21 protein-coding genes and 1 pseudogene are annotated in these 24,201 nt (G+C 50.7%); 16 read left to right on the forward strand and 6 right to left on the reverse strand.

Annotated elements, in window-relative coordinates:
- Position 1: 1 nt before the first annotated feature.
- Positions 2-1,528: an FMN-binding glutamate synthase family protein gene (locus tag FS806_RS04845; RefSeq protein WP_144933490.1), complete on the reverse strand. Its 1,527-nt coding sequence runs from the start codon at positions 1,526-1,528 to the stop codon at positions 2-4.
- A gap of 207 nt (positions 1,529-1,735) precedes the next feature.
- Complete coding sequence (locus FS806_RS04850; RefSeq protein WP_144933491.1) at positions 1,736-3,265, reverse strand: spore germination protein; 1,530 nt, start codon at positions 3,263-3,265, stop codon at positions 1,736-1,738.
- A gap of 311 nt (positions 3,266-3,576) precedes the next feature.
- Here FS806_RS04850 and FS806_RS04855 point away from each other — a divergent pair, with 311 nt between their 5' ends.
- The 9 genes and pseudogenes from FS806_RS04855 to glnA all read left to right on the forward strand — a co-directional run bounded on the left by FS806_RS04855 (position 3,577) and on the right by glnA (position 12,106).
- Complete coding sequence (locus FS806_RS04855) at positions 3,577-3,801, forward strand: hypothetical protein (protein ID WP_144933492.1); 225 nt, start codon at positions 3,577-3,579, stop codon at positions 3,799-3,801.
- Between the two features lie 28 nt (positions 3,802-3,829).
- Positions 3,830-4,948 carry a GerAB/ArcD/ProY family transporter gene (locus FS806_RS04860; protein WP_144933493.1) on the forward strand — a complete coding sequence of 373 codons (1,119 nt, stop codon included), beginning with the start codon at positions 3,830-3,832 and terminating at the stop codon, positions 4,946-4,948.
- 128 nt (positions 4,949-5,076) lie between these two features.
- A complete protein-coding gene (locus FS806_RS04865) occupies positions 5,077-5,319 on the forward strand; it encodes a hypothetical protein (RefSeq protein WP_144933494.1) in 243 nt (80 codons plus the stop codon).
- Between the two features lie 142 nt (positions 5,320-5,461).
- Positions 5,462-7,111: a recombinase family protein gene (locus FS806_RS04870; RefSeq protein ID WP_225312705.1), complete on the forward strand. Its 1,650-nt coding sequence runs from the start codon at positions 5,462-5,464 to the stop codon at positions 7,109-7,111.
- Positions 7,083-7,496 (forward strand): annotated as a pseudogene (locus FS806_RS04875) (AAA family ATPase); the annotation flags it as partial. The gene FS806_RS04870 and the pseudogene FS806_RS04875, both read left to right, overlap by 29 nt.
- Positions 7,497-7,523: 27 nt before the next feature.
- Complete coding sequence (gene hflX / locus FS806_RS04880) at positions 7,524-8,810, forward strand: GTPase HflX (RefSeq protein WP_144933497.1); 1,287 nt, start codon at positions 7,524-7,526, stop codon at positions 8,808-8,810.
- 90 nt (positions 8,811-8,900) lie between these two features.
- Positions 8,901-10,157, forward strand: a complete 1,257-nt coding sequence (locus FS806_RS04885) for a methionine gamma-lyase family protein (RefSeq protein WP_144933498.1) — start codon at positions 8,901-8,903, stop codon at positions 10,155-10,157.
- Positions 10,158-10,337: 180 nt separating this feature from the next.
- Positions 10,338-10,739, forward strand: a complete 402-nt coding sequence (locus tag FS806_RS04890) for a MerR family transcriptional regulator (protein WP_144933499.1) — start codon at positions 10,338-10,340, stop codon at positions 10,737-10,739.
- Positions 10,740-10,777: 38 nt separating this feature from the next.
- Positions 10,778-12,106, forward strand: a complete 1,329-nt coding sequence (glnA, locus tag FS806_RS04895) for a type I glutamate--ammonia ligase (protein ID WP_144933500.1) — start codon at positions 10,778-10,780, stop codon at positions 12,104-12,106.
- Positions 12,107-12,289: 183 nt separating this feature from the next.
- Here the strand turns inward: glnA and lexA are convergent, their stop codons facing one another.
- Positions 12,290-12,910 (reverse strand): transcriptional repressor LexA, encoded by a 621-nt coding sequence (gene lexA / locus FS806_RS04900; protein ID WP_144933501.1) that lies wholly within the window; start codon positions 12,908-12,910, stop codon positions 12,290-12,292.
- A 153-nt stretch (positions 12,911-13,063) separates the two neighbouring features.
- On the opposite strand from lexA, the gene FS806_RS04905 reads away from it, so the two are divergent.
- The 4 genes from FS806_RS04905 to FS806_RS04920 all read left to right on the forward strand — a co-directional run bounded on the left by FS806_RS04905 (position 13,064) and on the right by FS806_RS04920 (position 15,617).
- Positions 13,064-13,384 carry a LysM peptidoglycan-binding domain-containing protein gene (locus tag FS806_RS04905; protein WP_144933502.1) on the forward strand — a complete coding sequence of 107 codons (321 nt, stop codon included), beginning with the start codon at positions 13,064-13,066 and terminating at the stop codon, positions 13,382-13,384.
- 616 nt (positions 13,385-14,000) lie between these two features.
- Entirely contained in the window at positions 14,001-14,183 is a 183-nt protein-coding gene (locus FS806_RS04910; protein ID WP_186328214.1) for a DUF896 domain-containing protein, read from the forward strand.
- A gap of 24 nt (positions 14,184-14,207) precedes the next feature.
- Positions 14,208-14,750, forward strand: coding sequence for an SLC5/6 family protein (locus FS806_RS04915; RefSeq protein ID WP_144933503.1), 543 nt, complete (start codon positions 14,208-14,210; stop codon positions 14,748-14,750).
- 72 nt (positions 14,751-14,822) lie between these two features.
- A complete protein-coding gene (locus FS806_RS04920; protein WP_144933504.1) occupies positions 14,823-15,617 on the forward strand; it encodes an HAD family hydrolase in 795 nt (264 codons plus the stop codon).
- Between the two features lie 71 nt (positions 15,618-15,688).
- Here FS806_RS04920 and FS806_RS04925 read toward each other — a convergent pair whose 3' ends face one another.
- The gene (locus FS806_RS04925) at positions 15,689-16,228 is read right to left on the reverse strand and encodes a 1,2-dihydroxy-3-keto-5-methylthiopentene dioxygenase (protein ID WP_144933505.1); all 540 of its coding nucleotides are present in this window, start codon (positions 16,226-16,228) and stop codon (positions 15,689-15,691) included.
- A gap of 224 nt (positions 16,229-16,452) precedes the next feature.
- On the opposite strand from FS806_RS04925, the gene metH reads away from it, so the two are divergent.
- Together metH and rnz are read left to right on the forward strand one after the other, a co-directional pair.
- Complete coding sequence (gene metH / locus FS806_RS04930) at positions 16,453-19,896, forward strand: methionine synthase (protein WP_144933506.1); 3,444 nt, start codon at positions 16,453-16,455, stop codon at positions 19,894-19,896.
- Positions 19,897-20,244: 348 nt separating this feature from the next.
- The gene (gene rnz, locus FS806_RS04935; protein WP_144933507.1) at positions 20,245-21,189 is read left to right on the forward strand and encodes a ribonuclease Z; all 945 of its coding nucleotides are present in this window, start codon (positions 20,245-20,247) and stop codon (positions 21,187-21,189) included.
- Between the two features lie 154 nt (positions 21,190-21,343).
- Here rnz and tlp read toward each other — a convergent pair whose 3' ends face one another.
- On the reverse strand, positions 21,344-21,571 hold the full coding sequence (gene tlp, locus FS806_RS04940) for a small acid-soluble spore protein Tlp (RefSeq protein ID WP_144933515.1): 228 nt from the start codon (positions 21,569-21,571) through the stop codon (positions 21,344-21,346).
- Positions 21,572-21,957: 386 nt separating this feature from the next.
- Between tlp and murA the strand changes: the two genes are divergently transcribed.
- On the forward strand, positions 21,958-23,262 hold the full coding sequence (murA, locus tag FS806_RS04945; protein WP_144933508.1) for a UDP-N-acetylglucosamine 1-carboxyvinyltransferase: 1,305 nt from the start codon (positions 21,958-21,960) through the stop codon (positions 23,260-23,262).
- A 145-nt stretch (positions 23,263-23,407) separates the two neighbouring features.
- Here the strand turns inward: murA and FS806_RS04950 are convergent, their stop codons facing one another.
- Positions 23,408-24,007 carry a nitroreductase family protein gene (locus FS806_RS04950; protein WP_144933509.1) on the reverse strand — a complete coding sequence of 200 codons (600 nt, stop codon included), beginning with the start codon at positions 24,005-24,007 and terminating at the stop codon, positions 23,408-23,410.
- Positions 24,008-24,201: the final 194 nt, after the last annotated feature.

Below are 24,201 nucleotides of genomic sequence, written 5' to 3' on the forward strand. Positions count from 1 at the left end.
ATTATTTTTTCTTGAAATAGTCAAACCAGTTTTTCCCTTTCTGCGGGTAGGTCGGAGAAGTCGGCTTCTGCGGCACTGCCTGGGTGTCCCCTGCAGGCTCCATCGGGTCTGGACCTCCGAGCGGGTCGTAAGCTTGCGTGGCCAAGGGAATGCCGGTCACCTTGCTTGTCCATTCGTCCAACGAGGCCAGATCTTCTGCCTGCACCTGCTGCAGACTGGTTTTCCCGAGGGCGCGGATGCCCAGCTTCATTTCCTCGACGAAGGAAGTGAAGAAGTTCTCCAAATGACGGGCGGCCAGATTTTCATCGAACTGCTCGGCCATCTCCCCCGGATAAAAGGTAAGCTGCGTAGGCGGCTCCCACGGAATCGCTTTGGTCACTTGCTCGTGCGTCATGGCCCACAGCAGGGCGGTGCCCATGTATACTCCGTCTGCTCCCAGCGCAAGAGCCTTCAGGCATTCCCCCGGATTGGAAAACCCGCCGCCGACCAACAGACTGATTTGATCCTTGACTCCGCGTTGATTCAAATAACGGACGGCACGGCATAAGGCAAAGAGGGTGGGGAGGCCGAAATCATCCTCGAGAATCGGCGGACCGCCTTTCGTTCCGGCCTGGCTTCCGTCTAAGCTGATGAAATCTACGTTCGCCCGGATAGCTACCTCCAGATCCGCCTCCAGCTTCGCACTGGCGCAGAGCTTCACGCCTATAGGCACTCCGCCGGTCACCGAACGCAGCCTTTCAACCAAAGGGATCAGGTCGTCCGGCTGGTTAATTTCCTGGTGACGGGAAGGAATAACGACGATTTCTCCGTCCTTCACGTTCATGACCTGACGCGCTTTGCCGGGCATAAATTCAGGCGGAATAATGCTCGCGGCTGTTGCGGTAGCTCCCTGGCCGATATGAATTTCTATAGCATCCGCTTGATTGAGAATGGAAGGCTGCTTCGACCAGTGGCCGGAGTTGTACTGCAAGATGAGAAATTTGGCAAGATTTCGTTCCTCGGGCAGAAAACCGCCTTCCCCCGTGTTGGTCGCCGTTCCGACGGCGGCTGTTCCTCGGGCCATTGCGATTTTGACCTTCTCGCTCACTCCTATTCCATACCCCATGGCTCCGGCCATAATAGGAATTTGCAGCGTCATGGGCTTCTTGGCCTTCGGACCGATGGTCACCTCAAGGTCCACATTCTCATCCTCGTGGACAGGGAGTACGGCTAACTGAGCCGGTGTAAAAATCAGCCCGTCGAAGCTCAGATGCTTGCGTGGACTGCCGAATGGCCTCTCAATAATGGCGCCGGAAGCCGCCCGGAGGCTGTTCTCCATCACCTTGATCGGATTTGTGCGGGTTAAGGCGGTAACCATCTCCCAAATATTAACCGGATATCGTTCAGACATCAGTTTTTTCATGAACATAGCGAACAGCCGTTGTGTAATCGGTTTGAAGAAGATGACCACCATGCCTATAACAAGCAGGAAGGCCAGCAGGGTGCCCGCTATAGAAACCAGGAATGACCCTATCAACGATGTTTGCATAAGGCATCTCCTTCTGTACGGTCATCGGAAGTTTAACCTCAGGATATCAGGGGGCGGGGGGCTTCTTGAACCATCCAAGCTTCCTTCCCGGAACCCGCATTTTTAATAATGGTCGTCCACCGGATTTACGGACCCAGATGCGACGTGTGGCTTTCCCTTGGGGATTTTATAGGTCCCGTTAGGAGCTTTTTTTGCATTGAATTCTCATCATTGTTCGTCCTTCTGCTTCTGTGTAAGAGCTTCGCTTCCGGTTCCGGAGCGCCCGCCGCCGCTCTGTCCGCTATCTCTGGTGCGGACGGTATTCTGCTTAACTATAATATCCGGCCGGGTATACATCTTCCACCAAGGCATGCGGATGACATTGTCCTTCTGGTCGGAAACGCGAAAAGGAGCGAACGGGGTCATATACGGAACGCCGAACGATTGCAGGTGACACAAGTGAAGAACGAGAGCAATCGTTCCAAGAAAAATTCCATAGAACCCAAAGGAAGCTGCAAGCCCCATGAACCCGAAGCGCAGAATACGCGCCGAAATTCCTATATCGAAGCTTGGAAAGATAAAGCCGGCAATGGCGGTGATGGATACGACGATAACCATCGCGGGAGAAACCAGGCCCGCCTCAACCGCTGCTTGTCCCAATACGAGAGCTCCGACAATGGAAATGGCCGTGCCTATCGCTCTGGGCATTCGTATACTTGCCTCACGCAGCAGCTCGAAGGTGATTTCCATGATCAACGCCTCAATAAAGGCCGGGAACGGAATGGCCTCTCTCTGGGCAGCCAGGCTGATCAGCAAGTCCGTCGGCAGCATCTCCTGGTGAAAGGTGGTGACGGCGATATAAATAGAGGGACCGAACAAGGAAATGAAAAAAGCAGCATATCGAATCAGCCGCAGCAGACCGAAATCCGAACGGTGATAATAATCCTCTGCCGACTGAAGGAACTGGGTGAACAAAGCTGGCACCAACAGCACGAAAGGCGTACCGTCAACGAGGATAGCAATCCGTCCTTCTAGCAGAGAGGCCGCCACGACATCGGGCCGTTCCGAATTGATAATCGTCGGGAAGACGGTAAAGGTTTTATCCTGGATAAACTCTTCTACATAGTTGCTTTCCAAGATACCATCTATATCAATTTGCTGCAGGCGTGTACGAACCTCTTCCAATGTCGTCTCATTGACCAGACCGTTCAAGTACATGATCGCCACTTTGGTCTTCGTTATGCGCCCTACCGGGTTCATTTCCAACCATAAGTTCGGGTCTCTAATTTTGCGGCGAATCAACGTAATGTTCGTCTGCAGAGCCTCGGTAAATCCTTCTTGCGGCCCCCGCACCACGGTTTGTGAGGTAGGCTCCGTTATATTCCGGTGTTCGAAACCGACCGTATCTACAGAAAAGGCCTGAGCTTGCTGATCGATCAAGATAACCGTCTCGCCACAGAGGATAGCATGATGAACGGTCTCCCAATCGGTCAAGCTGCGATAATCTCCTACTGTAATTCGCATAAGCCTGACCGCCTCGGAGGAATCTCTCCACTGGTCGTGAGCGGCCTGAGATGCAAGTGACTCTATTAGGCGATAGACGGAGGTCCGGTCGGCCATTCCGTCTATGTATATGAAGGCTGCCCGGATGCCCGGGGGCGGACCGAGGGTAAGCTCCCGGAATATCAGGTCGTCGCTGTTTCCAAAAGCCTCTCTAAGCAAGTTCAGATTGTCCTGAAGGACAAGATTTAATCTCATGGGCCTACCTCAATTAAGCGAGTTTTGCTTACATTATTGGCATATCGCAAACGACCTAAACATGGGTGATTCGTGAATAACATGTTCTTAATATAAGGGAAGCCGGTGAATCGGCACCCTCCCGCATCCGGCCCGGAAGTGCCTGCCCCATGATTATCCCGTTTTAATTATGTCAATAATGAATTATCAGATTAAGCGCCGCCCGACAATCAATCCATGGACCATCCGGCCAGGATAGCAGACTGTCGTTATATGGCATGGCGCGAAGTTAGTCCTGTATTTGACAGTGTGCCGGAAGCGAGGGAGAAACATTGGAGTATGCCGTGGTGATCGTATTGGCCGGCGCCCTGGGAGTATGGCTGGAGGTTCCCGGATTAAGACGTAAGAAGCTCTACAGAGAGCTTCGCTTGTTTAGCATTGCCCTGTTGGCGGCGATAGCTATCGGAATCATTAAGAGCTTGCAGCTTCCGTTTCCCAACTTGATGGAATGGATCATGATAGCTGTGAGTCCGCTTGTGGAATGGTTCGGGGGATGACAGAATTGAAGGGCAAAGGAATGATTGCATGAACCGTTCTGAGATAACCACCCGCCAGTTCTGCCTGCTGGTTACTCTGTTTACGATCGGCAGCTCGATCCTGTTCGTTCCTTCGCAATTGGCTGAAGAAGCGCAGCAGGATTCATGGTTGGCACTGGGGATCGGGATTATCATCAACTTGCTTGTCGTTGGTTTGTACCTTCGTTTGGCCAGCTTCTATCCGGATAAGACATTGTATGATTTGATGGAAATCTTGATGGGCAAATGGGCGGGCAGGCTGGCCATTGCGTTAACCTTTCTGTTTGCCTACTTCGTTTGTGTGATCAGCTTGGTGTACTATGTAGGCTTTTTTCTCGGTAATCAGATCTTTCCGGATACTCCGATCTTTTATTTGAACGGATTGTTTGTCATCACGGCTGTTTATGCCCTGCGTTTGGGGTTGGCTACTATCGCCCGGGCCAGCGAGATTTACATTCTGGTCTTTATTTTTTTGTTCGTACTGCTGACTGCAGCCCTCATTCCCGAGATGGATGCGAATCAATTCAAGCCGGCCCTAACCACACCATTATCATCCTTGTTACGGGGAGCGATTTCCTATAATAGCTTCTCTACCTTTCCGTTATTTTTCTTTCTCACGATTTATCCAATCCATGTGAAGAATCGCCGCAAGGCAGCCAGAAATTTTATATGGGGAACTCTGTGGGGAGGTTTGGTTCTCTGGCTTATATGTACGGTGGCCATCTCCGTATTAGGGGCCAAAGCAGCAGCGACCTACACTTTTCCCGGTTATGTCTTGGCGCAAAGGGTGAATATAGGGGACTTTTTTACTCGGATTGAAGCATCGATCCCCACTATTTGGATGATCTCGCTGTTTATCAAGCTGCTGATCTATTTTTATGCCTCTCTGCAGGCGTTGGGGAAGCTGACAGGGGTTCGTCAGAATTCGATTTATATCATTCCGTTAGCATTGGTCGCGTGGGCATTGTCGGTTGACCTGTTTACCAATTCCGCCCATTTGATGGAATGGAGCCGACATACACTGCCGGTTATTACTTTTTTGTTTGGCGTCCTGCTTCCATTCCTTCTTCTCGTATTGGCGTTGGTTCGCCGCCGTTTTCAGAGGGGCGGGGACAACGAAGAGGCTTAGAACGGACGGATCGGTTGAGTTTCCGAGGTTCTTGGGCCGTTCCTGCCGAATAGACGGGGAATATGAATTAGAACGAATCGGACAATTCTCGAACGGAATACGTATTATCATGGAGCAGAAAGGGGAGGATGACCGGAAGATTAATGAAGAAGGAATTATCCGCTGATTTAGTATTCCGAAGCGGCAATACTTCTGCGTGGAAGTCTGAGGAACAGCTCGCTCGGGAGCTGGCTGCCTGGGTGGCCGGTGTCCTGAGCAAGTATCCGGACCCGGAGGAGACCCGGACGGAAAGACGGGGCCGGGATTATTTTCTAGAGCTATCATCTCTTCCATTATGTAAGTCCGGTCAGAAGGAGGGGGAACGGAAATAGCGGTAAGCGGAAACAGCATTAACCATGAGTTAACAGCGTTCCGGTTATCCGGGCTTTGGCGCGAAGCAAGCTCTTTCGGGAGGATAGGGCTTGCATTCTGCAATAGGATTCTTTTCACTTGCAGACCCGCAAGGTGGTGCCGATGATCATTATCCGGGAAGCTTACCAACTCCATACGGAACAATTGAATGCCTTGATCGAACAGATCAAGGCTCTTGTTTATGTAAGGGTATCTACAGATGACCAGGCCAAATATGGCTATTCTCTGGAGTCGCAAATCGAGAGGTGTGTCCGGTATGCCGAGAGCAAGCATCACTATAGCCGCGAGCAGTTAATGATCCTGGTAGAAGCGGGGGAACATGGTGACAATCCGGACCGTCCCCTGATTAATTATTTGCTGTATTTGCTGGAGCGGGGAATCGGCTCTAAAGCGATCTTTCTGCATCCGGACCGAATGAGCCGGTATCTGCATTTGCAAATCGAGCTGTCGTCCAAAATATGGGATTTGGGCTGCGACATTGAATTTGTCGAATTCGATCTGGATAAAAATAACCCCGAATCCATGCTGATGTTCAATGTACAGGGAAGCATCGCGCAGTATAACAAAGCCAAAATTTTGGCCAACACGAAGCGTGGGCGAAGAACAAAAGCACTGAAGGGCGAGGCAGTCGGGATGCGCCGGTTATACGGTTATTCCTTCGATACGGAAGAAGACAGGATCGTGGAAAATCCGGAAGAAAGACGTATCTATATGATGATGGTCGATATGGTTCTGAATAAAGGCTATTCATGTTCGAGGATAGCGAGAGAACTGTCCTCCAGAGGGATTGCGGCTCCGAACGGCTCTGTATGGTATCAGGCGACCGTCAGCCGAATTTTGAAGAACGAATCCTATACGGGAACTTATTATTACGGCAAAACTGAAGTTGTCCAGCAGCAGGGCAAGCCGCGGTCGGTCCGCAAAAGCCGAGAGGAGTGGATAGCCATCCCGATTCCGGCCTACATTGAGAGAGCGACGTACGAGCAAATCCAGCACAGGCTTAAGAGCTGGAGGAAGACGGGCGGACGGCCTTCCGAGGACTATCTGCTGAGAGGGCTGGCCCGGTGCGGAAGATGCGGAGCCGCGGTGACGTCGGGCGTGACGACGAAGACAGCCGGAGGCCGAGTCAAGTACTATACCTGCACCGGTAAGACAAAGAAGGGATATAAGGTAGGAGCGGCGGACCCCGCCCGACCGGTATGCCGGGGGAGGAATTGGCGGGTCGACCGGGTGGATGCGATCGTCTGGCAGCGGCTCTCGGTTCTTCTTGCAAAACCCGAGCCCTACGTCATTAAATATATCGAAGGATTGTCCAGCCACCACAAGCTGCAGGAGCTGCAGCTTCGCAAAGCGGAGCTCCAGCGCACGATCACGGATAGAGCCGGGGCGAGAAGCAAATATGTAGATTTGTATGCTTACGGCATCATTCGGACGAAGGAAGAGCTTCAGACGAAGCTGGAGAGCCTGGACGAACAATTGAAGATTTTGCGGAAGGATATGCAATTCATTGATGAAATGCTTCAACACGCCTGCGAAAATTTTAATTATGCGGACCGTGTGATAAAATATGTGCGACAACTGAAAGATTTGCTTTCGTCCTCTTCATTGAGCATGGCCGACAAACGTGCATTCATCGGATTGTTAATCGACCAAGCGGTGCTTCATGAGGATGGCAGGATTGAGCTTATAATGGCGATGAGCGAATGCACTTATCAAAACCTAATCCATAGTCAAAGCGATGGAAGACTATAAGAACCAGTTCGTTCTTATTTTGGCGGGATACCCGGATGAAATGGATGAATTTATGCGGACCAATCCGGGGTTGCCGTCGCGGTTTCCGATTCAGGTGGATTTTCCCGACTATACGGTGGAGCAGTTGATGCAGATTGCTCATTGGATGATGAAGGAACGGGAGTATTCCTTCCATCCGCAAGCGGAATGGAAGCTGAGGCAGTATTTGACACGGGAAATCGAGAACAGCTTCGGGACATTCAGCAATGCCAGGCTGGTGCGGAATCTGATCGAAAAGGCTATGCGGCATCAAGCGGTCCGTCTGCTGCAGCTTAACAAGCAGCATCCGTCGCGGCAGGAGCTGATGACCTTGCGTCCGGAAGACTTGCGGCTGGACCGGGCCTGAAATAATAACTTTTGAAGGAGACGTTGTATGAAGCCGACCACTCATGATGTGATCGCCGCAGCGGAGGAGCGTGCCATTCTCGTCAGCCTGCTTACGCAGGAGGAGAGGAAGAGCCGGGCCCGCCAAGCGGGCTATTCCATGGAGGAGCTGATCCGATTGGCCGAGACGGCCGGGGTCTCTGTTCTCGATACCGTCGTTCAAAGCCGCGAGGCTGCCGATTCGAAGTGGTTCATCGGGAAAGGAAAGGTGAGCGAGCTTCGGGAGCTATCGGAGGCGCTGAACGCTAATATGGTCCTGTTCGACCAGGAGCTATCGGGTGTCCAGGTGCGGAATCTGGAGGAAGCGCTGGATTTGAAAATCATCGACCGGACTCAGCTCATCCTTGATATTTTTGCCCGGAGAGCCCGGACGCGCGAAGGAATTCTCCAGGTGGAGCTTGCGCAATTAACTTACTTGCTTCCGCGCTTGTCCGGTCATGGCAAGAATCTGTCCCGTCTCGGAGGAGGGATCGGAACGAGAGGGCCCGGGGAGAGCAAGCTGGAAACCGACCGCAGGCACATCCGCAGCCGGATCCGCGATTTAAAGCGGCAGCTTGCCGAAGTGATCCGCCACCGCACGCTTCATCGGGCGAGGCGGAGAAAAACCGGAGTGTACCAGGCCGCGCTGGTCGGATATACGAATGCCGGCAAGTCGACGCTGCTTAAGCAGTTGACGCATGCCGATGTATTGGTGGAGAACCAGCTCTTCGCCACGCTGGATCCGACCTCCCGCTTGTTGAAGCTTCCGGCCGGGAAGGAAATCGTGCTGACGGATACGGTCGGGTTTATTCAGAACTTGCCCCACGATCTGGTGGCCGCCTTCCGGGCTACGCTGGAAGAAGTGCTGGAAGCCGATCTCATTCTGCACGTGGTCGACAGTGCTTCGACGATGAGGGAGGAGCAGATGGAGGTCGTCCAGCAAGTGCTGGCGGAACTGGGGGCGCAGGGCAAGGAGCAGCTTACGCTGTTTAATAAAGTCGATCTGTGTTCGCCGGAAGAACGGGATCTGTTAACGGGGCCTGGCGACTTCATGCGTCTGTCGGCTTATCGCGCGGAAGATTTGGACAAACTCAAGGAGCGGATTCAGGATAAAATAGGCGGGGTCAGCCTGGAGTACCGCATTCCCGCACATCGCGGCGATCTGTTGGCGCAGGCTTACAGGATCGGAGAAGTGACCTCTTCGCAAACCGATGGGGAAGAGATAAGGCTGACGGTTCAGATCGGCCGCCCGGAATATGAGGTTCATGGCCATGCGCTGAAGGAATACGAGGTCTGAGACCTTACTGCGCTGGTCGGTCCCGGCGAGCCGGTGGATCGTGCCTTAAATATTGATTATGTGCAGACAGAACAAGGGAGAGAGAAAATCATGCAAGTGAATGAAGCTTTAAGCCCATATATCGAAAGGGTCGAACGGGAAATTCAAGGCCGGCTGCAGGAAGTAGACCGAGTGATCGACCATAATCAATGGAAGGTCATCCGTGCTTTTCAGAAGCACCAGGTCAGTGATTATCATTTCGCATCCTCGACAGGCTACGGGTATAACGATCGCGGACGGGAGGTGCTGGACAGTGTTTATGCCGAGGTGTTCGGGGCGGAGGCGGGATTGGTCCGGCCTCATTTTGCCTCTGGAACTCATACGATTTCTACCGCTTTGTTCGGTGTGCTGCGGCCGGGAGATCAGCTCCTCTACATTTCGGGCACCCCGTATGACACGCTGCATAAGGTGATCGGAAGTCCTGGAGACGGTACCGGCTCGCTCCGGGATTGGGGAATCCGCTATGACGAGGTAGATCTGCGGGAGGACGGCAGCCCCGATTGGGAGGAGATCCGGCGGAAGCTGACGCCCGAGACGAAGGTGGTCGGCATCCAGCGATCCCGGGGCTATGATTGGAGGCCTTCCTTCACAATTGCGCAAATCCGGGAAATGGCGGACTTTGTCAAGCAGCTTCGGCCCGATGTCATCGTGTTTGTCGACAACTGCTACGGAGAATTTACCGAGACGCTCGAGCCGACAGAGGCGGGAGCCGATTTAATGGCCGGTTCGCTTATCAAAAATCCGGGCGGGGGCATAGCTCCGACCGGCGGTTATATCGTAGGCAAGCGGCAGTACGTGGAGCAGGCAGCCTATCGTTTGACAGCCCCGGGAATCGGCGGGGAAGTCGGAGCCATGCTGGATACGACCAGAAGTATTTATCAGGGGCTCTTCCTGGCTCCCCACTTTGTCGGACAGGCTGTCAAGGGGAGCATCTTCGCCGCTTGCCTGTATGAGCAGCTCGGTTTTGAGACAAGCCCTCGCTGGAATGAGGCGAGAACCGATCTCATTCAGGCGATTCGCTTCACCGGGCCGGATCATCTCGTTGCTTTCGTACAAGGAATTCAGCAGGCTGCGGCGGTGGATGCCTATGTGGTGCCGGAGCCTTCGGAAATGCCGGGCTATGAGCATGCGGTCATCATGGCCGCCGGTACCTTCATCCAAGGGGGAAGCCTGGAGCTGTCGGCGGACGCGCCTATTCGCGAGCCTTACATTGCGTATATGCAAGGAGGGCTTACCTATTCGCATGCGAAGCTCGGCGCCGTCAAAGCGCTGGAGCATCTGTGGCAGCGGGGGCTGCTGGCTCTGTAGCTGCATTAGAAAGATTAAGTTCATTAGAGCATTAATATGGAGCCACTTACTGATTGGGATAAAGCTGTTATTAAAAGAGCAGTTCTTGGCCTATTATTTCACTCTGTGGAGGCATTGACGCGGCGAGAGCCGGAAAGTTACAATCAGTATGGAGATTACCACTCATGGGAGTGATGGCTGATGAGCGACGCAATCCGCAGAAACATGGCTCTGTTTCCGATGAGGATAGTTATGCAGCTCACGGATTTGTCCGCCAGGCAGATCCGGTATTATGAGCAGCACGAGCTGGTGAAGCCGGTTCGGACAGACAGCAATCAGAGGCTGTTTTCGTTCAATGACGTCGAACGTTTACTGGAAATTAAGAAGCATCTGGAAAAAGGCATCAACATTGCCGGGATCAAGCGGATGATTCATCAGGCGGCCGACGGAGAAAGGATGGGTCGCGAGCCGTCAGCGCTCAAGCGGCAGGAGCCGACTGATCCGCAATTGCATCGTTTGCTTAAGCAGCAGCTGAACGGCGGGAACCGCCTGGATCAGGTTTCTCTCAATCAAGGAGATATTTCCACTTATTTCAAAAGATGATATAGACCGCTTTCCAGCCTAGTTGAGGAGGACATAGGATGAGCTATACGAAGGAAGACATCTTGAAGATTGCCAAGGAGGAGAACGTTCGTTTTATCCGACTGCAGTTTACGGATTTGCTGGGTACGATCAAGAACGTGGAAATTCCCCTGAGCCAATTACCCAAAGCACTGGATAATAAAATGATGTTCGACGGGTCCTCCATCGAAGGATATGTACGGATCGAAGAGTCGGATATGTACTTGTATCCCGATTTGAGCACGTGGGTTATTTTTCCCTGGGTGGCCGAGGATCGGGTGGCCCGTTTGATTTGCGATGTCTATTTGCCAGACGGACAACCTTTTCCCGGGGATCCGCGCGGGATACTGAAACGAGCGCTTCAAGACGCGGAGGCCATGGGCTATACCTCGATGAATGTAGGGCCGGAGCCGGAATTCTTCCTGTTCCGCACAGATGAGAAGGGCTACCCGACGATGGAGCTGAACGATCAGGGCGGCTACTTCGACCTGGCGCCGACCGATCTCGGCGAGAACTGCCGCCGGGAAATTGTGCTGACGCTGGAGGAGATGGGCTTCGAAATCGAGGCTTCCCATCATGAAGTCGCTCCCGGCCAGCATGAAATCGATTTTAAATATGCGGATGCCGTTAAGGCGGCCGACCAGATCCAAACCTTCAAGCTGGTGGTCAAAACGATTGCCCGTCAGCATGGCCTGCACGCCACATTCATGCCGAAGCCGCTGTTCGGGGTGAACGGCTCCGGAATGCACTGCCATCAATCCTTGTTTACCGGCGGTACCAATGCCTTCTATGATGAATCGGACAAGCTGGGCTTGAGCCAGGTAGCCAGACAATATATGGCCGGAATATTGCGTCATGCCCGTTCGATGGCCGCGATCACCAATCCGACCGTCAACTCCTACAAGCGTCTTGTGCCTGGTTATGAGGCTCCGTGTTATGTCGCTTGGTCGGCAAGCAATCGCAGCCCGATGATCCGAATTCCGGCTTCCCGCGGTCTGAGCACGAGAGTGGAGGTGCGGAATCCCGATCCCGCAGCCAACCCTTATCTCGCCTTGGCAGTCATGCTGAAGGCGGGCCTGGACGGCATACGCAAGAAGATGCAGCTGCCGCCTCCGACCGACCGCAACATCTATGTCATGTCCGATGAGGAACGGGAAGACGAAGGCATTCCAAGCCTGCCGGCGGATCTTCGTGAAGCGCTCCAGGAATTAGTGGCGAACGATGTCATGCGGGAGGCGCTGGGCGAGCATGCTCTGACTCATTTCTACGAATTGAAGGAAATCGAGTGGAATATCTACCGGACCCAGGTGCACTCTTGGGAGAGAGATCAGTACATGTCTTTGTACTAAACTTGTTATACGGCGCCTTGGCCTGACTTGCAGGCTCCAGGCGAAATCTGTGGAAGCGTGTGTTCGATGAAATAAATAGCGGCCGTACTTCCGCATGAGGCGGCCGTAAAAATAACCTCCATGACGAACGGATCCGTTCTTGTCAGGAGGTTATTTCTATTGCGGGGCCGAGGTGCTGCAGGATTAATGAATATCGCGAAAAATTCCGATCACTCGGCCGAGGATGGTAACGTTCTTCAGACGAAGGGGCTCCATGCTAGAATTCTCCGGCTGCAGACGAATGTGATCCTTCTCCTTATAGAATGTCTTGACCGTGGCTTCATCATCTTCCGTCATGGCAACTACGATATCTCCATTATCGGCGGTGGGCTGCTGTCTGACAATGACATAATCGCCGTCATGGATTCCGGCTTCGATCATACTCTCGCCAATAACGTTCAGCATGAATACATTGTGGTCGCCTACGTAATGGCTGGGAAGAGGGAAGTAATCCTCGATATTCTCCGTTGCGGTAATCGGTGTTCCGGCCGTTACTTTACCGATCAGAGGCACTCTGGTTACGGACATGGGAAGGATTCCCCCTGTTCCGTCGCCATCAAGAATTTCTATCGCTCTGGGTTTGGTCGGGTCTCTGCGGATCAACCCCTTCTTCTCCAATCTCTCAAGATGGCCGTGAACGGTGGAGCTGGAAGCCAAGCCTACCGCTTCGCCTATTTCCCGCACGGAAGGAGGGTAGCCTTTATCACGTACTTCGTTCTTAATGAATTCCAATATCGCCTGTTGACGGTTCGACAATTTGGTCACAATGATCACTCCAATTGGAAATAATTAAATAAAGTATACCATAGAACCGGAGTTCGTACAAACATGGGTTCGAATTTTTTTCGCAAAAGGGATTGACACAAACATTTGTTCGTTGTATTCTGTGAATAGAACAAATGTTTGGGGGTATTGACGATGAAAGCAACCATCCTTCCGGAACGCCCGGTAATTGCAAACAAGACGATTTTGCGCATTATGCTGTTAACGGTTCTAGTATTTGGAGTTATCTCCGCCTCTTACTCTTTTATTTTCCATGCTTATGCGGGGGATGCCAGAACAGGTTCTGTAGCGGTCAGGAAGGAGATTGACGTCGCCCCCGGGGACACTTTATGGTCTATTGCGAGTAAGCATGCTCCCGAGGGAGAGAGTACACGCTCCTATATAAACAAGATCAAGAAAGTTAACCAATTGCAGAGTTCCGTTCTGCACGAAGGTCAAATTCTCTTTCTTCCATAATGCGAGAGATCCAGAGTAGTATCTATATAAGAGTAGGTAAGACGAATTATTATATATTGTGGGCATTATATTAATGATATGAATATTTAATATTATTAATCGTGAGTGAAAGCACGCTTTACCCGGAAAGAAACGTCTTTTTTCCGCAAGTGCACTTGGGAGGAGCGAATGAGCTGAGCCCGTTTCCCCGGTTTGTCAGCGCACGCTCAGAAGCCTCAGACAGAAATTTCGAACGTACGTTCTATTCGTAAGGATGTATGGATTGCAGATAATTTCGGGCTGTTTCAAAGAAAAGAACTGTTTGATCAAGGCGGTTCTAGTATCTTTGAAACGGAACCGAACTTTGAGGGGCATCCGTTTATATATAGATCCTAAGGTGATTAAATGTCAGATTTGTACATTGTTAGACCGGGCCGCGATAGGGTCTGGTCATCTTGACATTTAACCGGTGGAATGGCAAAGTAGAAACAGTGTAAAAATGTCTGCAGCCCGGGATAAAAACAGAGCTGTAGCAGTAAAAGATCAACATTCGAATGGTGGAGTGAGCTGGTAATCGCCTATAGACTGGCGATCAGATATATGAATGGACAGATGCAGATAGGAGGCAAGGATAAAGATGACTATGGAGGAAACGATTCAGCGCATTAATGAGCTTGCTAGAAAAGCCAAAGCCGAAGGGCTGACGGATGCGGAAGAGATCGAGCGGAATCAGCTCCGCCGCAAATATATAGATGCTTTTAAAAAGTCTTTAAAAGTTCAGCTGGACAGCATAAAATATGTAGAAGACGAACAAAACTAGCGAATGCTTCAAGGGGGAACAGCCATGTCCCGCAAATGGGAGAGAATGGTGGAGAAAAATAGAAAACAGACAGATCGGCTCAGGCGCAAGCAGGGGAAACCATCCGTTCTTTACAGCCAATCCGCGACCTTTCGCAGATTTCTGGGAAGAAACTGGATGCTGCCGTTTTTCTTGATAGGTTTTTCCATCATGTTTACAATTCTATTCTATGACTATTATCAAGGAGACGCTTCATATTGGTTTATCGCCATCAGTTATTTCCTGCTGGGGCTGATGATCTTCTTTCTACGGCGTCCGATGCTGGGGATTGGCAAGACCGAATTAACCTCCCGGCGGTTTGGCGGGGACAAGACCGTTCCCGCGGAGGAAGTGAGTGAAATCACTTTTATGCCCGGTTATGTCATTATTCAGTTCAAGTCCAAAAGAATGAGATGGGTCTACTCCAAATTTATGCATCGTATGGATTTGAACGCGGTGAAAGAAGAATTGAAGCCATTCGCCCAGAAGAATGGAATTCGCTGGACGGATTCAACCCAGACGGAAGCTCAATCACAGCAAAAGCAGTAGCTTATTAGTGTTCAGTATGACTATATTGCCATATCTATATCAAGATGCCGATGGTTTGAAAGGAAGAGGGGCATGGCCATTAAAGCCGTTTTATTTGACTTGGATGATACGTTGCTTTGGGATGAACGCAGTGTTCAGGAAGCTTTCGAGGCAACCTGCAAGAGAGCGGCGGAAGTTTATCCGCAGTTGGAGCACAAGGAACTGGAACGATGCGTGCGCGAGGAAGCCCGTTCCTTGTATGAGTCTTATGAAACCTATCCGTTTACCAAAATGATAGGAATTAACCCTTTTGAAGGATTGTGGGGTAATTTTGCCGAAGGGCGACAGGAGGAGTTTCGCATGTTGAATGCGATCGCTCCCCGATATCGTAAAGATGCCTGGACCGCCGGGCTGAAGGCAGCCGGTGTGGATGATGAAGCATTGGGCGCCGAATTGGCCGAGCGATTTCCAGCGGAACGCCGTTCGAGATCCTATGTATATGAAGAAACCTTCGAAGTGTTGGCTTCTCTTCAACAACATTATTCCTTGCTGCTTCTTACGAACGGTTCGCCTGATTTACAACGGGAAAAACTTGACGGTGTGCCGGAGCTTGCCGCATACTTCGACCATATCGTCATCTCCGGCGACTTTGGGAAAGGCAAGCCCGATGCGGGTATTTTCCATCACGCCATGGATCTGCTGGGCATTGGGCCAAGCGAAGGTCTGATGGTCGGTGACAAGCTGACGACGGATATTCTCGGAGCCAACACGGTAGGAATGAAGTGTGCCTGGATCAATCGCCATGAACTGTCCAGAACCGACGATATTGTTCCCTGCTATGAGATTCGCAGCTTAAGGGAGCTTCAGGGAATTATCGATACGCTATAACAGGCTGAACAAAAATAAAACCACACTCTCTCATTGGAAAGTGTGGTTTGTTCTTTCAAGAAAGGAACGTCTTACTTCTTGAACTCGGGGTCCTCGAACGGATGAGCGATCCAGCCTTCGGTTTCAATAAACAGGCGTACGGCTACAATTTGCCGGTCTTCCATCAGGGTAAAGAAGTGAGGCTTCTCTTCCGGGACCGAAATAACGTCGCCCGCTGTCAGCTCTACGTCAAAATAACCGACATCCTCGCTGCCTTTAATAATGAAGATCCCGTTGCCCGCGGCAATGGCCCGGACTTCGTCCTCGGTATGGGTATGAACCTGCTCGAATTTCTTAAGCAATTCATCCAGATTCGGAGTAGCATCGGATAAAGCGATCACATCCCAGGTCAAATAACCGCGTCTGGAAGCCAAGTCCCGAATTTCCGAATCGAACACGTTCAAGATTTCCTTCTTCTCTTCGTCGCTCAATACGAATTTATTACGCAGGTTTTCCGGAAGCTTGCCCGCATCCCAATGCTCATAGAGAACACCTTGGTTTTCCAGAAATGCTTTGACCTTCTCTTCGCCGCTAATCCGTTCGCCGGTATTTCTTATTCTAATTTCTGCCATAGGAAAACCCTCCAATTAACCAATATAAATACTGCTGTATATTTTGTATTATAAATGAACAAGAAGTAGATGTCGATGATTTGCGAGAAATATTTCTTATAAAGCTGATATAATTACTTGGAATTAGCCTCTTTGCTAAAACCGAAAATTTTGGTACACTTAAAGTTAAAATATTCGTTAAATGATGACTGTCATCTTTTGGACGCTGGGGAGGAAGAGATCGATTGCAAAAACCTACTATTCAAGAGCAAATGGCTAAAAAAATTCTTATCCTGGACGGAGCCATGGGGACTATGATCCAGCAGGAGCCGTTAAGTGCAGAAGATTTCGGCGGGGAGGATTTGGACGGCTGCAATGAAATGCTTGTGTTGACCCGTCCGGATGTCATCTCCCGCATTCATGAAGCATATCTGGCGGCGGGCGCTGATATTATAGAGACGAACACTTTCGGAGCGACTAGTGTCGTGTTAGCGGAATATAATCTTCAAGACCGCGCGACTGAAATTAACAAAGCGGCAGCCAAGCTTGCCGTAGACGCAGCTAACAAATTTTCTACCCCTGAGTGGCCCCGTTATGTTGCGGGCGCTCTGGGACCTACGACCAAAACTTTATCGGTTACGGGCGGAGTTACCTTCGAAGAGCTGGCGGACAGCTATTATGAGCAGGCCCGGGCTTTGATCGAGGCGGGAGTCGATGCACTCTTGCTGGAAACTTCCCAGGATACGCTCAATGTCAAAGCGGGCAGCATCGGTATTCGCCGGGCGTTCGAGGAATTGGGAGTGAAGCTTCCGATTATGATCTCGGGCACGATAGAGCCGATGGGCACTACTTTGGCCGGACAGTCGATTGAATCGTTCTACGTATCGCTGGAGCATCTGAACCCGATCTCCGTCGGGCTTAACTGTGCAACCGGTCCGGAGTTCATGCGGGATCATATCCGTTCCTTATCGGATGTGGCCAAGACAGCGATCAGCTGTTACCCTAATGCCGGTCTGCCTGATGAGAATGGGCATTATCATGAATCTCCCGAATCGCTTGCCAGGAAAATGGCCGGATTTGCCGAGCAGGGCTGGCTAAATATCGCCGGGGGCTGCTGTGGAACGACACCGGATCATATCCGGGCCATGGCTGATCTGCTTAAAGAGTATTCACCCAGAACCGCTGCAGGCAATCACCCGCCGGCGGTATCGGGGATTGAAACGGTATATATCGAGGAGAGCAACCGTCCGATCATGGTCGGTGAGAGAACCAACGTTATTGGCTCACGCAAGTTCAAGCGGCTGATCTTCGAAGGGAAATACGAGGAAGCATCGGAAATAGCCCGTCAGCAGGTGAAGAACGGAGCACATATCGTAGATATTAATCTCCAGGATACCGAACTGAACGAGCCGTTGGTGATGGCTGAATTTATGCAGCACGTCGTCAAGAAAATCAAGGTGCCGATCATGCTTGATTCGACGGATCACAACGTCATTGAAGTCGGTTTGAAGCATTGCCAGGGTAAAGCGCTGATTAACTCGATTAACCTCGAGGACGGATTGGAACGGTTTAATCATGTCGTACCGCTGATTCATCGTTACGGCGCGGCGGTTGTCGTCGGTCTGATCGATGAGAAAGGAATGGCGGTCTGGGCGGAGGATAAGCTGAGAGTGGCCAAGCGGTCCTATGATTTGCTGGTTAACGATTATCAGCTTCGCCCGGAGGATATCATTTTTGACCCGAACGTCTTCCCGGTAGGGTCGGGTGATCCGCAATACATCGGTTCCGCCAAGGCAACGATCGACGGAATCCGGTTAATTAAAGAACAGCTGCCGGAATGTAAGACTATTCTCGGCATCAGTAACGTCAGCTTCGGGCTGCCTCCTGCCGGCCGTGAAGTGCTAAACTCCGTATATCTGTATCACTGTACCAAGGCCGGACTGGATTATGCGATTGTCAACACCGAGAAGCTGGAGCGGTACCCGTCTATCCCTGATGAGGAACGGCGTCTGGCGGAAAACCTGATCTTCGATACCAGTGATGAAACACTGGCGGAGTTCGTCGCTTTCTTCCGTGAGAAAAAGGTAGACAAGAAAGAAAAAGTGTCCAACCTTACGCTTGAGGAAAGATTGGCTTCCTATGTAGTGGAAGGGACGAAGGAAGGGCTCATTCCCGACCTGGAGGAAGCTCTGAACAAGTATTCACCGTTGGATATCATTAATGGTCCATTGATGGCCGGTATGGAGGAAGTCGGCCGGCTGTTTAACAATAACGAGCTCATAGTGGCGGAAGTGCTGCAGAGTGCTGAAGTCATGAAGGCGTCCGTCGCTTTCCTGGAACAGTTCATGGAGAAGAAGGAAACGGCAGTCAAAGGCAAAATATTGCTGGCGACGGTCAAAGGCGATGTACATGATATCGGGAAGAATTTGGTAGAAATTATTTTGTCCAATAACGGTTATCAAATTATCAACCTGGGGATTAAAGTCCCTCCGGAGCAGTTAATCGAGGCCTTCCAAAAAGAAAAACCGGATGCCATCGGTCTCTCCGGATTGCTCGTCAAATCGGCCCAGCAGATGGTTGTGACGGCACAGGATCTCAAAGCGGCCGGAATAGACGTTCCGATTCTGGTCGGAGGCGCCGCATTAACGCGGAAATTTACCAAGACGAGAATAGCTCCCGAATATGACGGCATGGTTCTGTACGCTAAGGACGCGATGGAGGGGCTCGATCTCGCCAATAAATTAAGCGATCCGGAGCAGAAGAAGCTGTTGATCGAGCAGCTAAGAGAAGCGAAGGAATCTGTCGTTCAGGAATCGGGCAAGAAGGATAAGGAGCTGCCTGCCCCGTCCAGGGCCAGAAGCGCCTCCATCAATCCGGATGCTCCCGTTTACATTCCGCCGGATTTGGATCGGCACATCTTGCGCGATTATCCGATTACCCATCTCCTTCCATATGTGAATCTCGAAATGCTGTTAGGCAAGCATCTCGGATTGCGCGGCGGGGTCGACAAGCTCTTGCAAAAAAATGACCCGAAGGCGCTTCAGCTTAAGGAAGTGGTGGATGGAATTTTCCACGAGATCAACACGCAAGGAATCCTTAAGGCACACGGAATGTACCGGTTTTTCCCGGCTCAATCGGATGGCAATGATATTATCATCTATGATCCGAAGGATCATTCCAAGATATTGAAAACCTTCAGCTTCCCTCGCCAAATAGTAGAACCGCATCTGTGTCTCTCCGACTTCTTGAAATCGGTGGATAGCGGAGTTATGGATTATGTTGGCTTCCTCGTTGTTACAGCAGGACATGGGGTAAGGGAGCTATCGAATGAATGGAAGGACAAGGGAGATTACTTACGCTCACATGCACTGCAAGCCACTGCGCTTGAGGTAGCTGAGGCGTTCGCGGAGCGTATTCACCATATCATGCGGGATGTATGGGGATTCCCGGATTCTCCGGAAATGACTATGAAGCAGCGCCTGGGGGCAAGGTATCAGGGAATCCGTGTTTCGTTCGGATATCCGGCCTGCCCGAATCTGGAGGATCAGCAGCCGTTATTCGAACTGATGCAGCCGGAAGATATCGGTGTTCAGTTGACGGAAGGCTTCATGATGGATCCTGAGGCCTCGGTATCGGCCATGGTCTTTGCCCATCCCCAAGCCCAGTATTTTAACGTCGACAAGGTGTAATTGCCGGAAATCGTGCGGGAATGCTCCTTATGGATATCCTCTTAGTTTGGCATGATAGAGTAGAGTACGGGAAACCGCATGTTTCGAATGCTTGTCATAATTTTTGAAAATAGGGTGCGGATAGCCGAATCGTTCGCACCCTTTTCTTTATATACATAATATATAATGCTCCCTTCAGATGCAGAAAAGTTGATTACGATGGCATGTTTTAGCCTAAACTAAGTATGTTCACCGCAAAAAATATGACTGTAGTCATCATTATAAAAGAGCCGCTCAACCTTATTGAATATAAGCTAGAGGCAACACTGTGCCGCTGCTGTTATGACGGAAGATAGGAGGGAAGCCGATATGCGTATAGTTTTTCTCGGTACGGGAGCGGGAATGCCGTCCAGACGGAGGAATGTTAGTGCCATAGCATTAGACTTGACGGAAGAGAACGAGGGCATATGGTTGTTTGATTGCGGCGAAGGCACTCAACATCAATTATTGAAATCTCCGTTAAAAATGGGTAAAATAAATAGGCTGTTCATTACTCATTTACATGGAGACCATATTTATGGAATTCCCGGGCTGCTGACCAGCCGGGGTTATCAGGGTGGGGAGTCCCCTCTGGTTGTGTACGGACCGCCGGGAATAAAATCATATATATCTGCTGTATTAAATATAAGCGATGCCCGGCTCCCTTATGATTGTGAAATTGTTGAGATCGGAGAGGAAGGCGCGCTCTTTGCGGAAGGAGAATACAAAGTCTCCGTTCATAAATTAGAGCACCGGATTGATTCTTACGGCTTCCGGATTGAGGAGAAGGACCGGATCGGCAGCTTGGATGCGGATAAGCTGAGGAAATTAGGAGTTCCTCCGGGCCCTTTATACGGCTGTTTAAAAAAGGGGCAATCCGTGAGGCTTGACGATGGTACCGTTATTAACGGACAGGACTTTATCGGTCCCGGCCAGCGCGGCCGAACGATTGCTATTTTGGGGGATACCCGTTACTGTGCCGCTGCCAAGAAATTGGCCGCGAGGGCAGATTTATTAGTGCATGAAGCCACCTTTTCAGGGGAACTTGAAGACCTGGCCCATAAATATTATCACGCCACTTCCAGGCAGGCGGCGGAAATCGCCAGAGATTCGGGAGTGCGCACTCTCGTCTTAACCCATATCAGTCAGAGATATCAGGATGATGCCGAGCAGTTGGAAGCCGAAGCGCGGGAAATTTTTAGACGGACCTATTTGGCGGAGGATTTGTGGAGTATTGAAATTCCTAGACTCAGCCATTCCGGTGAGGAAGTGTAGCACAGATTTTAGAAAATGGGGTTTGCTTGGCAGGAATCTGCCTGTCAGGCGGGGAATTATAAAGGGACAGCCGGCAAGGAAACGCTGTTTCCGGGCCATCCCGGAACAGCATGTTTGCGCGTAACCGGCCTGCTCCCGATGCTTTGAAGCAGAATCACGCTTTTCCCTGATCTTCCGCTTCGTCCTTGATTTCTTCACGGAAGGCGTCAATGCTTTCGCGGCGGTTCTCATTTTTTTGCTCAATGTTGTTTAGTTCCCGTGACGAGATTTCACCGGCGAATTCATTTACGTATTCTTCAGCTTCTTCCAAGTTTTCAATCGTGTTTTGCACGTTTCTCTGCAGCTTTTTGACATTATCGGAACGATCATCCGGTTTGGCCATCATAAATAACCTCCGAAAAAAATTTTTTTGGGGAAATCTCCCTGAAATTTAAAGTTCCTCACGAAGGTTATAATTATACGCCTTTGGATGATTCGATTTATTTGGTTTTGCTCTCCTGAAATTAGGATAACCTATAGATAGCAAGTTGATTTTATTTGAGTTTTGTCCATAATAATAGAGAGCCTTACATTTGAATGAAACAGAAACAAGGAAAATGAGCTTGGCTCTGCAGTATAGAAAACTGCAATTTGTCCGAAAATTTCAACCATACAGAAATTTAAGCTAAGTAAAACCGGGCTATTCCAATTTGGGATGGTTCCTGAATGGAAGTAGAAGTTCTATAATGATCTGACTTCTAAAGATGAACGAGAGAAGGGGGAATCCGGATGAGATGGATTGAGGTGGAGCCTTCCGGACCGCTATCAGGAAGTGTTAAGATTCCGGGATCGAAGAATAGTTCCTTGGCGCTGCTTGCTGCCGCTTGCATGGCTGAAGGACCGGTAATCCTGCAAGGAATCCCTAACATATTGGACATCCGTGTAATTGAAGGAATTGCGCAGGAAATTGGTATCTCCATTCACAGGACCGAAACAGGAGAGGTTGTTGTCGACTCTTCCGGTCTTCAATCAACGGATTTAAGCCTGGAGAAAACATCCGCTTTTCGTTCCTCCTATTATTTTGTAGGGGCTTTATTGGCGAGAACGGGAAAAGTTAAAATAGGGTACCCCGGCGGGGACAACTTCGTATCAAGGCCTATTGATCAGCATCATAAAGTAATGAGTGCTCTGGGGGCCAAGGTTCACCTGTATGATTCCTATTACGTGGTGGAAGCGGATAAGCTGACCGGCAATACGATTTTCTTCGATACGATTACCTGCGGAGCCACTATCAACGCGCTGCTGGCCGCTGTTCTGGCGGAAGGGACTACCATGCTGCATAACGCCGCCCGGGATCCGGAAGTGGTAGATACGGCAAACCTGCTTAACCAGATGGGGGCGAAGATAAGGGGCGCCGGTACGGACACCATTCGCATTGAAGGGGTTAAACGGTTAAATGGCTGTACTTATGCGGTTATTCCAGACCGTTTGCTTGCCGGTGCTTTCCTGATGGCAGCAGGGATGACCAAAGGGGTTGTGACGGTGGATGACGTCATTCCTGAACATTTGGCTTCTTGCCTAGCTAAATTGAAAGAGATCGGACTGATTATCGAAACGAAGGAAAAGTCCATTACCGCATATGGAGATGTTCGGTTAAGACCGACCCGGATTCGGACCGGAATGTATCCGTCCTTCGCGACAGACCTGCAGCAGCCGCTGACAGCGTTGTTGCTTCTAGCCACGGGCAGAAGCATCATAACGGATAAAATTTTTCCGGAAAGGTTCAATCATGTGCCTCAGTTAAGAAGAATGGGGGCGCACATTGAACTGAAGAAGGGCAGCGCCTTTATTCAGGGCGGGGCTCCTCTGCAGGGCAATTTCGTTCATGCCAGCGATGTAAGGGCAGGGACGTCTCTCATCATGGCCGGACTAGTTGCGGAAGGGAAAACAACGATCGCCGGAGTGGAGCATATTGAGCGCGGGAACGAAGATATGATCGGCCTATTCCAACGTTTGGGAGCGCGAATATCCCTTCACGAAGGAGGAGCGCTTCGTTCGGCTGACGGGGCTAACGAGCAGGCGTTCGGTGTGTAATCCAAATCTGGACATGTTATGAAAATATGTAATCATGTCGAGTTACATAGTATTTGTTGCGGGCATGCCTCATCTACCTTCTAATGTATGATGAATGCAATGCCCGCTTTGAGCTGTTTAAAGATATGGGCGAATTACGCCAAGTTTATGGCTGTGGAAACCGGCCTTCAAAAACGATTTCCGACAACGGCTTCCGCGTATTTGGAATTTCCCGGGACCGGTTTCTTTCCGATAACTGGTTTTCGTCGCCACGATAGCCTAAGGCAATGACAATCTGGGGCTCGTACTCTTCCGGTACTTGCAGAGCGGATTGGGCGGCAGCCCGGTCGAAGCCTCCCATTGCATGAGTGGAGAGACCTCTCCGGGTGGCTTCCAGCGCCAGATAGCCCCATGCCGTTCCGGCATCCAATGCATGAGATGGGCTGGCTTTGCCGGCTTCATTGACTTTTCTGGAAAGCAGCAGCAGAAGCACCGGGGCTTCCTTGCACCATTCTTGGTTAAACGGGCTGATAAACTGAAGGAACGTTTCACGCTGTTCCGGTGTTTTGGCTATAATAAACCTCCATGGCTGTTCATTGCTTCCCGAAGGGGCCCAGTGGGCTGCCTCCAGCACCCCGTATAAATCTTCATCCTTCACCGCCTGGCTGGAAAATGCACGGGTAGACCACCGGTTTAAGAAAATAGGGTCGATTCCGTATTCCGATTTTCGTGCAGCCGCTACTTCCGGCAGCAGGTTGTCCATCATATGTATTCCTCCTACAGCTGATTTTCATCTAATAACGCTTCTATTTTACCACATTAGCAATAAGATTCTATTTCTTGATCCATGTTCACGCTTTTGTGGCAGAGCATGAAAAGTCCTTTTAACTTCCAAAAGCGAGGTTCAACTCCACCGTCTTTAGACGGTATCCGCTTTTAGCCCTACAGGATCTGGAAATA

The organism is Paenibacillus sp. 32O-W, from assembly GCF_007679495.1.
Taxonomy (GTDB): domain Bacteria; phylum Bacillota; class Bacilli; order Paenibacillales; family NBRC-103111; genus Paenibacillus_L; species Paenibacillus_L residui.

Excerpts from the sequence above, each read along its gene's own strand:
- FS806_RS04925 (WP_144933505.1), bottom strand. The coding sequence starts at position 16,228 with ATGGCAGAAATTAGAATAAGAAATACCGGCGAACGGATTAGCGGCGAA.
- FS806_RS04915 (WP_144933503.1), top strand. The coding sequence starts at position 14,208 with ATGTCCCGCAAATGGGAGAGAATGGTGGAGAAAAATAGAAAACAGACA.
- FS806_RS04950 (WP_144933509.1), bottom strand. The coding sequence starts at position 24,007 with ATGATGGACAACCTGCTGCCGGAAGTAGCGGCTGCACGAAAATCGGAA.
- murA (WP_144933508.1), top strand. The coding sequence starts at position 21,958 with ATGAGATGGATTGAGGTGGAGCCTTCCGGACCGCTATCAGGAAGTGTT.
- FS806_RS04845 (WP_144933490.1), bottom strand. The coding sequence starts at position 1,528 with ATGCAAACATCGTTGATAGGGTCATTCCTGGTTTCTATAGCGGGCACC.
- FS806_RS04885 (WP_144933498.1), top strand. The coding sequence starts at position 8,901 with ATGCAAGTGAATGAAGCTTTAAGCCCATATATCGAAAGGGTCGAACGG.
- FS806_RS04890 (WP_144933499.1), top strand. The coding sequence starts at position 10,338 with ATGAGCGACGCAATCCGCAGAAACATGGCTCTGTTTCCGATGAGGATA.
- FS806_RS04905 (WP_144933502.1), top strand. The coding sequence starts at position 13,064 with ATGAAAGCAACCATCCTTCCGGAACGCCCGGTAATTGCAAACAAGACG.
- FS806_RS04850 (WP_144933491.1), bottom strand. The coding sequence starts at position 3,265 with ATGAGATTAAATCTTGTCCTTCAGGACAATCTGAACTTGCTTAGAGAG.
- hflX (WP_144933497.1), top strand. The coding sequence starts at position 7,524 with ATGAAGCCGACCACTCATGATGTGATCGCCGCAGCGGAGGAGCGTGCC.
- glnA (WP_144933500.1), top strand. The coding sequence starts at position 10,778 with ATGAGCTATACGAAGGAAGACATCTTGAAGATTGCCAAGGAGGAGAAC.
- FS806_RS04865 (WP_144933494.1), top strand. The coding sequence starts at position 5,077 with ATGACCGGAAGATTAATGAAGAAGGAATTATCCGCTGATTTAGTATTC.
- FS806_RS04910 (WP_186328214.1), top strand. The coding sequence starts at position 14,001 with ATGACTATGGAGGAAACGATTCAGCGCATTAATGAGCTTGCTAGAAAA.
- rnz (WP_144933507.1), top strand. The coding sequence starts at position 20,245 with ATGCGTATAGTTTTTCTCGGTACGGGAGCGGGAATGCCGTCCAGACGG.
- FS806_RS04920 (WP_144933504.1), top strand. The coding sequence starts at position 14,823 with ATGGCCATTAAAGCCGTTTTATTTGACTTGGATGATACGTTGCTTTGG.
- FS806_RS04870 (WP_225312705.1), top strand. The coding sequence starts at position 5,462 with ATGATCATTATCCGGGAAGCTTACCAACTCCATACGGAACAATTGAAT.
- tlp (WP_144933515.1), bottom strand. The coding sequence starts at position 21,571 with ATGGCCAAACCGGATGATCGTTCCGATAATGTCAAAAAGCTGCAGAGA.
- FS806_RS04860 (WP_144933493.1), top strand. The coding sequence starts at position 3,830 with ATGAACCGTTCTGAGATAACCACCCGCCAGTTCTGCCTGCTGGTTACT.